Raw genomic sequence first — 13,405 nt, 5'->3', positions numbered from 1 at the left:
TCCGGGTGCTGATCTGATGGTTGAACTGCCCGAACTCTCCCTGCCGGACGATCCGAAACTCGTCCAGAACGTCACCCATTTCGCCCGCGCTCTGCGCAAGGCGGGGCTGCCCATCGGGCCGGGCCGGGTGGTGGATGCGGTTGAGGCTGTAGCGGCAGCGGGTTTCACCAGTCGGCAGGATTTCTACTGGGCACTGCACGCCTGTTTCGTGACCCGTCCCGAACACCGGGCGGTCTTTGCGCAGATCTTTCGTCTTTATTGGCGCGATCCGCGGTTTCTGGAGCATATGATGGCGGCGATGCTGCCTGCGGTGCGCGGCGTGCAGGAAGAGCGCGCCGCCAAACCCGGTGAAAAACGCGCGGCCGAGGCGCTGCTGGATGGTGCCAATGATCAGATCGACCTGCCAGAGGGGCAAGAGGACGAGGGCACCGAGTTCGAGATCGACGCGACGCTGACGATGTCCTCGGAGGAGCGTTTGCGGTCCTTGGATTTCGAACAGATGAGCACCGAGGAAGTTGCCCGCGCCAAACGCATCCTGTCGCAGATGCGCCTGCCGGTGCAGCCGATCCAGTCGCGCCGCCTGATGGCCGCGCCGCATGGGCAGCGGGCCGATTGGCGGCGCACCCTGCGCGATGCAGCACGCCGGGGCGGCGATTTGCAAGATATCGCCCGCGCCAAACGGCGCATCCGCTGGCCCAATCTGGTGGTGATCTGCGATATTTCCGGCTCCATGAGCCAGTACAGCCGCATCGTGCTGCATTTCCTGCATTCGGTCGCCAACCAAAAGGGTGCGGGCTGGGCCAAGGTGCATGGCTTCACCTTTGGCACGCGGCTCACCAATATCACCCGCCATCTGGCCACGCGCGATGTGGACGCGGCCTTGGCCGCAGCGGGCGCCGAGGCGCAGGACTGGGAGGGCGGCACCCGGATCGGATCCTGCCTGCATGAATTCAACCGCGACTGGTCGCGCCGGGTGATGGGGCAGGGGGCTGTGGTGCTGCTGATCACTGACGGGCTGGACCGGGACGACCCGGACCAACTGGCCAAGGAGATGCAGCGCCTGCACCTGTCATCGCGGAGGCTGATCTGGCTGAACCCGCTGCTCCGTTGGGAAGGCTTCGCCCCCAAGGCACAAGGTATCCGCGCCATGCTGCCTCATGTGGACAGTTTTCGGGCCGGCCACTCCATTGCCTCGCTCGAAGATCTGGCGCAGGCGATTTCCCGCCCCGAGGACCAGGGCGAAAAGGCGCGGTTGATGGCGCTTCTCTGACGAATTCTAAAAGCCGAATGTAATTGATCTGGGTCAAGCCTGACCTGCGCTCAGCCTGCTACATTCCGTAAATGGAATGTAATTTGGGAGGCTGATGATGGCCATGAACTGGAAAACCGGAGGGCTTCTGCTGGGGTTCGTCTTCTTTCTGGCGGTGCTGCTGGTCAAACCGATTGGCGTGTCCACGCAATTCGTGATCCTGGACGGGATCATCGGCGACGCGGTGAACAGCGAATTGGTGACCAAGACCGAGGAAGGATATACCTCGACCAATGCCTATCTGGCGAAATCGAATGGCAAATACGCCAAATCGGTGATGAACCCGCTGAACTACAGCTTTGTCTTTGTGCTGGCGATGGCGGTGGGCGGCTTTCTGTCGGTGATGGCGCGCGGCGGCCTGCCCGCGCGGGAGCGCAGCATCCCCGATCTGTGGCGCGCCAATATGGGGGACGGGGTTGCCCTGCGCTACGGCGCGACCTTTGTTGGCGGTTTCATCGTGCTTTACGGCGCGCGCCTGGCTGGCGGCTGCACCTCTGGGCACATGATGTCGGGCATGATGCAGACCGCGCTGTCGGGCTATCTCTTTGCCGCCGGGGCCTTTGCCGCTGCGATCCCCGTATCCCTTATCCTGTTCAAGAAGGAGGCCTGAGCCATGATGTCTATCGTTCTCGCAATTGTTATCGGTCTGGCTTTCGGCGCGGTTCTGGACCGTATCGGCGCCAGCAACCCGAACATGATCGGCAAGATGCTGAACCTCACCAACCTCAACCTCGCCAAGACCATCCTGCTGGCCATCGGCACCGGTTCGGTGCTGATGTTCGCGGGCCAGATGCTGGGCTTTGTCGACGTGGGGCATATGTCCGTAAAAACCGCCTATGTGGGCGTCTTTATTGGCGGCTTGATGCTGGGCGCGGGCTGGGCGCTGGCGGGCTATTGCCCTGGCACCGGCGTGGTCGCGGCGGCCTCGGGTCGCAAGGATGCGCTGTTCTTCATCGCCGGCGGCCTTCTGGGTGCAGCGGCCTATATGGTCACCTACCCGATGTGGAAATCGAGCGGCCTTCTGGACAGCATCGCGGGCGGCAAGGTCACCGTTGGCACCGTGCCGGGATCCAAGTTCGACGGGATGACGGCGCTGCCGGGCGATATCCTCGGCATCGTTCTGGGCCTTGGTTTCATCGCGCTGGCCTTTGCCCTGCCCGAGCGGCTGACGCCCTCCAAATCGAACCTGCAACCGGCTGAATAGGCACCCTCCCGCGCCTGTAATATGCCCGAACGCCCGCCGGTCCCGGCGGGCGCTTTGCGTTTTGCGCTGCGTTTTCGGCTTGAAACCTCTGGCCTTCGCGTCAACCTTGGGGGCAACAAAGGCGGAAGACACGCCGGGAGGATTGCATGTCAGAGGAAACCCAGCGTTTCGAGAACGCGCCGGAGGTGGCGCTGGAATGGCACAGGGATGGCACCGGGGCTGCATTGGCCACGGTGGTGCAGACCTGGGGATCGGCGCCGCGCCGGGCCGGATCGCAGCTGGTGGTGGGCGGCGATGGCCGCATCGAAGGCTCGGTCTCGGGCGGCTGCGTCGAAAGCGCGGTGGTCTTTGAGGCGCTGGAAGCCATCGAGGATGGCAAGCACCGCCTGCTCGAGTTCGGGGTCAGCGATGATGATGCCTTTGCCGTGGGGCTGGCCTGCGGCGGCACCATCAAAGTTCTGGTTGAACCCGTGGGCGGCGCCCTGCCGGTGGATCTGCTGGAGGAACTGGTCGCGGCCCGCAAGGAACGTATCGCGCTCGCCTATGAGGTGGATCTGGACAGCGGCGCGCAGCGTCTGGTGCGCGATGGCTATGCTGAGCGCCTGCGCATGGACCGCTCTGGTGTTGAGGAAGACGGAAAGACCTTCGTTGCCGTGCACAACCCGCCACTGCGGTTGATTGTGGTGGGGGCGGTGCATATCGCCCAGGCGCTGGTGCCCATGGCGCGGATTGCGGGTTATGATCCGGTGATTATCGACCCGCGCGAGGCCTTTGCCGCCGCCGCGCGGTTCCCGGGCGAGACATTGATGGACGATTGGCCGGACGAGGCGGTGGAAAAGCTTGGCCTTGATGCCCGCACCGCGCTGGTGCTGCTGACCCATGATCCGAAACTCGACGATCCGGCGCTGGAGGCTGCGCTGGGCGCCGATTGTTTTTACATTGGCGCGCTTGGCTCCACCCGCACCCATGCCAAACGGGTGGACCGGATGGTGGCGGCTGGTTTCACCGGAGAACAGATCGAGCGCATCCACGGGCCCATCGGTCTGGATATCGGCGCGGCGGGCCCGTCTGAAATCGCGGTGTCGATCCTGGCCGAGATGACAGCGGTTCTGCGCGGCAAATCCTCATGAAGTTCGGCCCGGTTCCGCTGGATCAGGCCGAGGGGGCGATTCTGGCCCATTCCCTGCATCTTGAGACCCGCAAGATTGCCAAGGGCACGGCGCTGACCCCGGCGGATCTGAGTGATCTGGCCGCCTCCGGGTTTTCCGAAGTCACCGCCGCGCGGCTGGAACAGGGCGATATGCACGAGGACGCGGCGGCGCAGGCCCTGGCCCGCGCCATCGTTCCGGACCCGGGCGCCCAGGGCTTGCGCATTTCCGGAGCCGGGGCGGGGCGGGTGAACCTTTATGCCGAAACCTGCGGTGTGGTGGAGCTGGACCGGGCGCGGCTGGAGGCGGTGAATGCGGTCGATCCGATGATCACCATCGCCACCGTGCCCGCCTATCACCGGGTCGATGCAGGCGGCATGATCGCCACCATCAAGATCATCGCCTACGGGGTGCCAGAGGCGCACCTGAGACAAGCGGCAAGGAATGCAGGCGGGGCGTTGCGGGTGCGCGCCCCGGCCTACAAGACCGCAACCCTGATCGAAACGCGGGTTACGGGCGATACTCCATCCGAAAAGGGCCGCGCGGCCATGGCCGGACGGCTCGACCGGATGGGTATGGAGTTGACAGATCGCGTGGTTGTGCACCACCGCGAGGCGGAGCTGTCAGCGGCAATTGCCGATGCGCCGGGAGAGGTCATCCTGATCCTGACCGGATCGGCGACCTCGGACCCACTGGATGTGGCGCCTCAGGCGCTGCGCCACGCGGGTGGCACGGTGACGCGCTTTGGCATGCCGGTGGATCCGGGCAACCTTCTGTTTCTCGGTGCATTGGGTGAGAAACCGTTGATCGGCCTGCCGGGTTGCGCCCGCTCGCCCGCGCTCAATGGTGCCGACTGGGTGTTGGAGCGGGTGATCTGCGGAGTGGCGTTGCGCGGGGCGGATATCGCCGCCATGGGGGTCGGGGGCCTGCTGAAAGAGATTCCCACCCGGCCCATGCCGCGCCGCGCTGGACAGGATGACGCCGGGCGGGGCTGAACGCTGCGCCAAACAGCACAAAATGTCCGCATCTCCAACGTGTTACGCGCGGCTTCTTGCCGTTTGGCAAAAATGTTACGGCCAGAGGCCTTTCTGGGGGTTCGCGTCAGCCGCATCCCGTGCTTAACTCCTATTCAGCCAAACAAAAGTAGCGAATGGGAGGAATTCATGGCGAAGGTCTCGATGACCGTGAACGGCAAGCCCGCCAGCGGTGATGTGGAGGGGCGCACGCTCCTGGCGTCATTTCTGCGCGACGAGCTGGGTCTCACGGGGACACATGTAGGCTGCGATACCAGCCAGTGCGGCGCCTGCGTGGTGCATGTGAACGGCAAGGCGGTCAAATCCTGCACCATGCTGGCGGCCGAAGCAGACGGCGCAGAGGTTGCCACCATCGAAGGGCAGGCGGCTCCGGATGGTACGCTGAATACGATCCAGCAGGCGTTTCAGGATCACCACGGGCTTCAGTGCGGTTTCTGCACGCCGGGCATGGTGATGTCGGCGGCGGCGCTGCTGAAGGAAAACCCCAAGCCGACCGAAGCCGAGGTGCGCGCCTATCTTGAAGGCAATATCTGCCGCTGCACCGGCTATCATAACATCGTCAAGGCGATCCTTGCCGCGTCCGGTCAGGACGTGACGGCCATTGCTGCCGAATAAAGCCATAAGCCCGCCGCGGGCAGCGCAGGGAGGCGCGGCCCGGGACGAAAGACAATTTTGCATGACCAAGAGGTGCGCCATTGCGCGCACCATCCAGGGAGGAGATTTGGACAATGCCAAAGGATAGTGGCATCGGCGCCAGCCCGAAGCGGCGCGAAGACGTAAGGTTCCTGACCGGAACCGGAAATTACACTGACGACATCAACCTCAACAATCAGGCCTATGTGCATTTCCTGCGCTCGGATGTGGCCCACGGCAAGATCAACGGCATCGACACCACGGCTGCGGCCGCGATGCCGGGCGTCATCCGCATCTTCACCGGCGCTGATTTCGAAGGTGTGGGGTCGATTCCCTGCGGCTGGCAGGTGACCGACCGCCATGGAGAACCGATGCAGGAACCTGCGCACCCGGTTCTGGCTCAGGGCAAGGTCCGCTATGTGGGCGATGCCATCGCCGCCGTGGTCGCCGAAAGCCGCGAGGAAGCTCGCGACGCCGCCGAGGCGATTGAGCTCGATATCGAAGAACTGCCCGCCGTCATCGACATGAAGGAGGCCGTCAAGGAGGGCGCCCCCAAGGTGCATGACGATCTCACCTCGAACCTCTGCTACGACTGGGGCTTCGTGGAAGAGAACAAACCGGCAGTGGAAGAGGCCTTTGCCAATGCGGCCCATGTGACCACGCTGGAGCTGGTCAACAACCGTCTGGTCGCGAACCCGATGGAGCCGCGCGTGGCGGTGGGCGATTTCAACCGGGCCACCGGGGAATCGACGCTTTATACAACTTCGCAGAACCCGCATGTGATCCGCCTTCTGATGGGCGCTTTCGTGTTGGGCATCCCCGAGCATAAGCTGCGCGTCATCGCGCCGGATGTGGGCGGCGGTTTCGGCACCAAGATCTTCCATTATGCCGAGGAAGCCTTCTGTACCTTCGCGGCCAAGGCGCTGAACCGGGCGGTCAAATGGACCTCTACCCGGTCCGAGGCCTTTATGTCGGATGCCCACGGGCGCGATCACGTGACCAAGATCGAACTGGCGCTGGATGCGGAGAACAACTTTACCGCGCTGCGCACCGACACTTACGCCAATATGGGCGCATACCTGTCGACCTTTGCGCCTTCGGTGCCGACCTGGCTGCATGGCACGCTGATGGCGGGTAACTACAAGACGCCGCTGATCTATGTGAACGTGAAGGCCGTCTTTACCAACACGGTGCCGGTGGATGCCTATCGCGGCGCGGGCCGCCCTGAGGCGACATTCCAGTTGGAGCGCGTCATCGACAAGGCCGCGCGCGAGCTGGGCGTCGATCCCATCGCGCTGCGGCGTCAGAACTTCATCACCGAATTCCCCTATGCCACCCCGGTGGCGGTGGAATATGACACCGGCGATTACAACGCGACCATGGACAAGCTGATGGAGGTTGCCGATTTCGCAGGCTTCAAGGCGCGCCGCGCCAAGAGCGAGGAAAACGGCAAGCTGCGTGGTTTGGGCGTCAACTGCTATATCGAGGCCTGCGGCATCGCGCCGTCGAACCTTGTCGGGCAGCTTGGTGCGCGCGCGGGTCTTTATGAATCCGCCACGGTGCGGGTGAATGCGACCGGCGGTCTGGTGGTGATGACCGGCAGCCACAGCCACGGGCAGGGGCATGAAACCTCCTTCCCGCAGGTGATCGCGGATATGATCGGCATCGACGAAAGCATGGTCGAGATTGTGCATGGCGACACCGCCAACACGCCGATGGGCATGGGCACCTATGGCTCGCGCTCCCTCGCGGTGGGTGGCTCTGCCATGGTGCGGGCGACGGAAAAGATCATCGCCAAGGCGAAGAAGATCGCCGCCCATATCCTGGAGGCGTCTGATGCGGATATCGAGCTGAAGGATGGCCAGTTCTCGGTTGCGGGCACGGATAAATCCCTCGCCTGGGGCGATGTCACGCTGGCGGCCTATGTGCCCCACAACTACCCGCTTGAGGATATGGAGCCGGGGCTGGAAGAGACCGCCTTTTACGATCCGGCGAACTTCACCTACCCCTCGGGCGCCTATGCCTGCGAGGTGGAGGTCGATCCCGAGACCGGCAAGGTCACCATCGAACGTTTCGCGGCGGCGGATGACTTTGGCAATATCGTCAACCCGATGATCGTCGATGGTCAGGTGCACGGCGGTATCGGTCAGGGCATCGGTCAGGCGCTGCTCGAAGGCTGCGTCTATGACGAGAACGGTCAGCTTCTGTCGGCCTCTTACATGGATTACGCCATGCCGCGCGCCGATGATCTGCCCTTCTATCAGGTGGACCATTCCTGCCAGACGCCCTGTACCCATAACCCCCTTGGGGTGAAGGGCTGCGGTGAGGCCGGTGCCATCGGATCGCCGCCGGCGGTTGTGAATGCAGTGGTGGACGCGCTGCAGGCAGCGGGTAAAGATGTGACGCATATCGATATGCCACTCAGCCCCGGCCGCGTCTGGGCTGCGATGAACAGTTAACACCGGGGCAGGGGCCAGGCAGATGTGCCGGGTCCCTGCGCCCTTGGGAGATTTGAACAAAAGAACAAGGGGGGTGATCCCCCGGCATTCTTTGGGAAGGAAAGCGGAATGTATAATTTCGAGTTTGAAAAACCTGCCTCCATTGCCGACGCGGTTGCCGCGCTGGCAGAGGAAGACGCGCAGGCGCTGGGCGGTGGCCAGACCCTGCTGCCGACCATGAAACAGCGGCTGGCGATGCCGTCGAAACTGGTCTCGCTTGCCGGGATTGGTGAAATGCAGGGCGTCTGCCGCGAAGATGATGGAAGCCTGGCAATCGGCGGCGCCACCACCCATGCCACAGTCGCCTCCGAGGCCGCAGCGCATTATCCCGCGCTGGCCGAGCTGGCCAGCCACATCGGCGATCCCGCCGTGCGCAACCGGGGCACCATCGGCGGCTCGCTTGCCAATAACGATCCGGCGGCCTGCTATCCGGCAGCGGTTCTGGGCAGCGGCGCAACCGTGATCACCAATGCCCGCGAAATCGCGGCGGATGATTATTTCGACGGTCTTTTCACCACCGCGTTGGAAGAGGGTGAGATCATCACCGGCGTGCGGTTCCCGGTGCCAGAGGCCGCGAACTATCAGAAGTTCGTGCAGCCTGCCTCGCGCTTTGCCCTGGTGGGGGTTTTTGTCGCCAAATACGCGGACGGGGTGCGGGTTGCCGTCACCGGCGCGTCGGAAGAGGGTGTGTTCCGCTGGAGCGAAGCTGAGCAGGCACTGGGCAAGGAATTCCGCCCCGACGCTCTGACGGATCTGCGCATTAACCCGGCCAACATGATGGGCGATATCCACGGCACCAAGGAATACCGTGCCCATCTTGTCGGTGTCCTGACCAAACGCGCCGTGGCCGCCGCCGCAGGCTGAGCCACTGGGACAGAACAGCAATGGGGCCTCGCAGCACTGCGGGGCCCTTTTTCATGCGGGTACCTGTGGTCAGGCGGGTTTGCGCGCCACGAAATCGATGAGGGCGGACATGCCGCTGTGGCCGCGTCCCTCCTGCACCTCCCGCTCATAGGCGCGGTTCTCCAGGATGTCCCAGCCTACGAAATCAGCGGCCAGCTGATCCTCGGTGTACATGTTCTCGGCAAAGGGCGGCCCGCCGGTGCCGAATTCCAGCTGTTTCGGCGTATAGCCATGCAGCAGCAGCACACCGCCGGGTTTCAGGCTGCGTTTCATGCCTTCGAATTGCACCTTGCGATCCTTGGGGCCGACGAACTGGATGAAAATGCCGACCACCAAATCATAGGCATCCTCAGGCCAGTCATGGGTGAGGATATCAACGTTTTGGAAATCCACCGTGACGCCACGCTCTGCCGCCAGATTACGGGCGCGGGCAATGGCGGTGGGGGCGAACTCATAGGCGGTCGTCTCAAGCCCCCGCTGCGCCATGTAGACGGAATTGCGCCCCTCGCCATCGGCCACCGACAGGGCCGTCTTGCCCGGCGTCAGATAGGCAGCATGTTCGGTCAGGAACCGGGCTGGTTCGGTCCCGAACACATAGTCATCGGAGTTTGCAAATCGTTCTTCCCACATGTCGGCTCGTCCTGATCGCATGGCTGTTTATCAGGGGCGACAATGACAACGCCCCCGGCGCAGTCAAGCACCGGGGGCGGAATAGAAAGGCGGAATTCAGCCCAGATCGGGCTGGTCCGTTAGGGCCGCAGGCTATTTCTGCGGCAGCGGGCCGATCATCATGATCATCTGACGGCCTTCCATCTTCGGCATGTTTTCGATCTTGCCGATATCTTTGACGTCTTCGGCCACACGCTCCAGCAGCTCACGGCCGAGGTTCTGGTGCGCCATCTCGCGGCCGCGGAAACGCAGGGTGATCTTCACCTTGTCACCGTTTTCAAGGAATTTGAACACGTTGCGCATTTTTACGCTGTAGTCATTGGTGTCCGTGTTCGGGCGGAACTTGACCTCTTTGACCTCGATGATCTTCTGCTTTTTACGGGCTTCGCTTTCGCGTTTCTGTTGCTCGTATTTGAACTTGCCGAAGTCCATGATCTTGCAGACCGGCGGATTGGCGTTCGGCGAGATCTCCACAAGGTCCAGACCCGCTTCCGCTGCCATCTCCATTGCCTTGGCCGGATGGACAACGCCAACGTTCTCCCCTTCGGCGCCAATCAGGCGGATTTCGGGGGCGCGGATTTTTTCGTTCGTGCGCGGGCCGGTATCACGAGGCGGCGGCGCGTTATGAGGTCTGCGGGCTATGGGTTCAATCCTTTGATGGTTGCCGATTTTCGAGCATGAAATCTAAACCGGGGCGCGGCGTCTTTCAAGCGGGAACCGATGCGGGCGCCCGTGAAAAAAGGCGATTGTCATCACAGAACCGGTGCAAGCCTCCCGCAGTCGGGCCTGCGGGCAGGTAGGCACCGGCGCCCGGCGGGCAGGGTGGCAGCCAGCCCGGCCTGGTCTGCATCGATTCGGAGGGGCGGCCGTCAGGGGGAAAGCGTATCCGGCCTGGGTGCCGGCAAAGCCCCGCCAATCCGCCGGGATCCTGTCGGCGGCTGCTGGCCGATGACGCATCCAGCGATTTTTGCCCCTTGTGGCGGGGGCTGCGGAACGTCAGCTAGCCGGTATCGAATGTCGCAAGAATACGCGCCGGAGCCCCTGCTGCGATGCAGGCCCCGGCCACAACAAAGGAGAGACATCATGAAACCGGTTATTGTTGCCGTAGCAGCCGGGGTGGTGGCGATTGGCGCTTACTATGCCTTTTCTGTCCAGACCGAAGACAGTGTGATCAGTAACGCGCCGACCAACACGGACGCCCCCGCAGCCGTGACAGAGCCCGCACCTGAGGCAGAACCTGCACCGGTGGTCGAGGAGACCAGCGAGAGCGAAGCGCCGAAAACCACGGCAGAGCAGATGGAAGAGGCTGCCGAAGCGGTCGAGCGCGCGGTCGAGGAGACCGTCGAAGAGGCCGCCGCCGAGGCAGAGGCAGCCTTGGAAAGCGCCAAAGAGACGGCAGAGACAGCCGCCGGAGCGGCAGCGGATGCGGCAGAGGGCGTCGCTCAGCAGGCGGATGAGGCTGTTCGTGAGGCTGTAGAAAGCGCAACGCAAGCTGTGACAGACACGGCGGGGAGTGCCGCTGATCCCGCAGCGGAACAGGCTGCCGATCAGGCTATGTCAGAGGCGCTGACGCTGGAAGGCTTTGATTACGAAACGGTCACCACGATGATCGCCGACTCGGATCTGTCACAGACCCAGAAAACCGTTCTGACCTCGGCGCTGGATGCGGCAAAGGACAGCCCGGCGATGCTGAAGGCGGCGCTGGATCAGGTAAGGGCCGCGCTGAACCTGTAACCTCTGCGCCCCGTCACAGGTGCGGGGTAACCCGCTGTTTCAAAAGAAAAGCCGCGCCGCCCTTATCAGGGTGGCGCGGCCTTTTTGTATCTGGCCATTGGCGGCTTGGATCAGGCGTGCTGGCTTAGTCGAGGAAAGCCTTTTCCACCACATATTGCGCGGGCTTGGAATTGGCGCCTTCTTCAAGGCCCGCCGCTTCCAACATGTCCTTCAGTTCCAGGTTGAAGGCCAGGTTGCCGCAGATCATCGCCCGGTCGCTCTCGGGGTTGAGTGGCTCAACGCCCAGATCCTTGTAGGCCTCGCCCGAGTTGATCAGGTCGGTGATCCGGCCCATCTTGGCGCTCTCTTCGCGGGTGGTGGTGGGGTAGTATTTGATCTTCTTCCAGAAGCCCTCACCGATCACCTCATTGAGCAGCTCGTCGTCCTTCAGGCTTTCGATCAGTTCCCGGCCATAGGTCAGCTCGCCTGCGGTGCGGCAGGTGTGGGTGATGATCACCTCGTCGTAATCCTCGTAGGTCTGCGGCTCGCGCAGCAGCGAGGCGAAGGGCGCAAAGCCGGTGCCGGTGGCGAAGAACCAGATGCGTTTGCCGGGCAGCAGCGCGTCATGCACCAGGGTGCCGACGGGTTTGGGCCGCAGGATGATCTGATCGCCTTCTTTGATGTGCTGTAGTTTCGAGGTCAGCGGACCGTCCTGCACCTTGATCGAGTAGAACTCCAGCTCTTCGTCCCAGGAAGGCGAGGCGATGGAATAGGCACGCAGCAGTGGTTTCTGCTTGCCGGTCTTGGGATCGGGGTCGCCCATCAGGCCGATCATCACGAACTCGCCCGAGCGGAAGCGCAGCGACGCAGGCCGCGATACCCGGAAGGAAAACAGGCGGTCTGTCCAGTGCTTGACCGCGGTCACGGTCTGGGCGTCCGGCAGGGTCGGGGTCGCCTTGGCGGGCTTGGCTTCGGAGGCAGTGTCGGTCACGGCGGTCATCTCGTTCATCGGTTTCACTGCCGGTCTGGTAGACCGGCACCTCTGATTAATCGTTGATTCAGGTCAGGAAAAGCTTTGTTTTTCCCGAATTGCGGTTTGTGGGGGTGTCTGACGCGGGATCAGGCCCGTCTCAGCGGGCGGCCCGGCCGCGTCCCAGACGTGCCTGATAGTCGTGCGCCTGCCAGTTTGCCCGGGCCAGCCACTGATCCTCGGGCTGACGGGCGGCCAGATCATCATCGATCTCGACCTCGTCAAAGCCGCTGCGCCGCGCCATGGCGTATTGATCCGCCAGCACGTGACCATAGGCCCGGAGCCGCCCGGTATAACCCATCTGCCGCAATTGCCGCGCCAGGGTGAAGCCGCGGCCGTCGGCAAAGCTGGGGAAATGAATACGGATCATCTCGCAGCCGGGGATGCGGTTCGACAAGGGGGCCAGATCCGCATCGGGCTGCAGGTCCAGCGCGTTTTCACCCTCGTAGCCGGCCTGCCAGCTGTCGGGGCCAAATCCGGTGTCGGTCACAATTACAGTCATTTGGGGTCAGCTCCTTTGCGGGTGAGTTTGCCATCCACGATGTGGATGCCGCATTCTTCCTTGTTCTGATCGCGCCAGCGTCCGGCGCGGGGGTCTTCGCCTTCTGCCACCTTCGAGGTGCAGGGGGCGCAACCGATCGACGGGTAGCCCTGCGCCACCAGCGGATGGCGCGGCAGGCGGTTTTCTTCCATGTAGGCGCGCACGTCCTCGGGCGCCCAATGGGCTAGCGGGTTCACCTTGATGCGTCCGGTGCCGTCCTCGACCTCGAAAAAGTCGAGCGCGGCGCGGCTGCCGGACTGGAACCGTTTGCGTCCGGTGATCCAGCCATCATAGCCCGACAGTGCGTTTTGCAGCGGCACGGTCTTGCGCAGGTGGCAGCAGGCGTCGGTGTCCGAGAACCGCAAGGCGCCATAGGGGTCCTTTTCGGCGATATCCTCGGCGCGGATGACCTGCACGTTGCGCAGGCCAAGGCGCTCGCTCACCTCCTGCTGATAGACCAGCGTTTCAGTGAACAGCAGCTCGGTATCCACGAACAGCACCGGCACGGCGGGATCGATCACCGCCGCCATATGCAGCAGCACAACCGATTCCGCGCCAAAGCTGGAAACCAGGGCGATCTGCCCGGCATCCTGCAGGGCGCCCTGCATCACGGCGGTTGCCGAATGATGCCGGTAGCGGGCATTCAGCATCTCCACCTTTTCCGCCAGGGCGGTGTCCGGTGCAGCCCCATTGGGGCTGCTCTCTGCGAGCTTCAGCATCGCT

14 protein-coding genes are annotated in these 13,405 nt (G+C 63.2%); 9 read left to right on the top strand and 5 right to left on the bottom strand.

Going from position 1 to position 13,405, the window contains the following annotated elements:
* Positions 1-16: 16 nt before the first annotated feature.
* The 8 genes from C6W91_RS00790 to C6W91_RS00755 all read left to right on the top strand — a co-directional run bounded on the left by C6W91_RS00790 (position 17) and on the right by C6W91_RS00755 (position 8,690).
* The gene (locus C6W91_RS00790) at positions 17-1,270 is read left to right on the top strand and encodes a VWA domain-containing protein (RefSeq protein ID WP_274868027.1); all 1,254 of its coding nucleotides are present in this window, start codon (positions 17-19) and stop codon (positions 1,268-1,270) included.
* 97 nt (positions 1,271-1,367) lie between these two features.
* Entirely contained in the window at positions 1,368-1,919 is a 552-nt protein-coding gene (locus C6W91_RS00785) for a YeeE/YedE thiosulfate transporter family protein (protein WP_065273799.1), read from the top strand.
* A 3-nt stretch (positions 1,920-1,922) separates the two neighbouring features.
* Positions 1,923-2,513, top strand: coding sequence for a DUF6691 family protein (locus C6W91_RS00780; protein WP_274831876.1), 591 nt, complete (start codon positions 1,923-1,925; stop codon positions 2,511-2,513).
* 146 nt (positions 2,514-2,659) lie between these two features.
* On the top strand, positions 2,660-3,643 hold the full coding sequence (locus tag C6W91_RS00775; protein WP_274868026.1) for an XdhC family protein: 984 nt from the start codon (positions 2,660-2,662) through the stop codon (positions 3,641-3,643).
* Positions 3,640-4,656 (top strand): molybdopterin-binding protein, encoded by a 1,017-nt coding sequence (locus C6W91_RS00770; RefSeq protein WP_274868025.1) that lies wholly within the window; start codon positions 3,640-3,642, stop codon positions 4,654-4,656. Before C6W91_RS00775 ends, C6W91_RS00770 begins: the two co-directional genes overlap by 4 nt.
* 168 nt (positions 4,657-4,824) lie before the next feature.
* Positions 4,825-5,310, top strand: coding sequence for a (2Fe-2S)-binding protein (locus C6W91_RS00765; RefSeq protein WP_274831879.1), 486 nt, complete (start codon positions 4,825-4,827; stop codon positions 5,308-5,310).
* A 113-nt stretch (positions 5,311-5,423) separates the two neighbouring features.
* Entirely contained in the window at positions 5,424-7,787 is a 2,364-nt protein-coding gene (locus C6W91_RS00760) for a xanthine dehydrogenase family protein molybdopterin-binding subunit (protein ID WP_274868024.1), read from the top strand.
* A 108-nt stretch (positions 7,788-7,895) separates the two neighbouring features.
* Entirely contained in the window at positions 7,896-8,690 is a 795-nt protein-coding gene (locus tag C6W91_RS00755) for a xanthine dehydrogenase family protein subunit M (protein ID WP_065273188.1), read from the top strand.
* 69 nt (positions 8,691-8,759) lie between these two features.
* Here the strand turns inward: C6W91_RS00755 and C6W91_RS00750 are convergent, their stop codons facing one another.
* Positions 8,760-9,359, bottom strand: coding sequence for a cyclopropane-fatty-acyl-phospholipid synthase family protein (locus C6W91_RS00750; protein WP_274868023.1), 600 nt, complete (start codon positions 9,357-9,359; stop codon positions 8,760-8,762).
* A 132-nt stretch (positions 9,360-9,491) separates the two neighbouring features.
* Complete coding sequence (gene infC / locus C6W91_RS00745) at positions 9,492-10,040, bottom strand: translation initiation factor IF-3 (protein ID WP_082996119.1); 549 nt, start codon at positions 10,038-10,040, stop codon at positions 9,492-9,494.
* Between the two features lie 441 nt (positions 10,041-10,481).
* Here infC and C6W91_RS00740 point away from each other — a divergent pair, with 441 nt between their 5' ends.
* Positions 10,482-11,132 (top strand): hypothetical protein, encoded by a 651-nt coding sequence (locus tag C6W91_RS00740; protein ID WP_274868022.1) that lies wholly within the window; start codon positions 10,482-10,484, stop codon positions 11,130-11,132.
* Positions 11,133-11,256: 124 nt separating this feature from the next.
* Here the strand turns inward: C6W91_RS00740 and C6W91_RS00735 are convergent, their stop codons facing one another.
* The 3 genes from C6W91_RS00735 to C6W91_RS00725 form a co-directional block, all read right to left on the bottom strand.
* Positions 11,257-12,120 carry a ferredoxin--NADP reductase gene (locus C6W91_RS00735; protein ID WP_065273192.1) on the bottom strand — a complete coding sequence of 288 codons (864 nt, stop codon included), beginning with the start codon at positions 12,118-12,120 and terminating at the stop codon, positions 11,257-11,259.
* Between the two features lie 121 nt (positions 12,121-12,241).
* Complete coding sequence (locus C6W91_RS00730; RefSeq protein ID WP_065273193.1) at positions 12,242-12,643, bottom strand: DUF934 domain-containing protein; 402 nt, start codon at positions 12,641-12,643, stop codon at positions 12,242-12,244.
* Positions 12,640-13,401, bottom strand: coding sequence for a phosphoadenylyl-sulfate reductase (locus tag C6W91_RS00725; protein ID WP_274828706.1), 762 nt, complete (start codon positions 13,399-13,401; stop codon positions 12,640-12,642). The genes C6W91_RS00730 and C6W91_RS00725 overlap by 4 nt, the downstream gene beginning before the upstream one ends.
* Between the last annotated feature and the right edge of the window lie 4 nt (positions 13,402-13,405).

It is taken from the genome of Phaeobacter sp. SYSU ZJ3003 (assembly GCF_041300735.1).
GTDB lineage: Bacteria > Pseudomonadota > Alphaproteobacteria > Rhodobacterales > Rhodobacteraceae > Phycobacter > Phycobacter gallaeciensis_A.
This window is presented reverse-complemented; position numbering and strand designations above follow the sequence as displayed.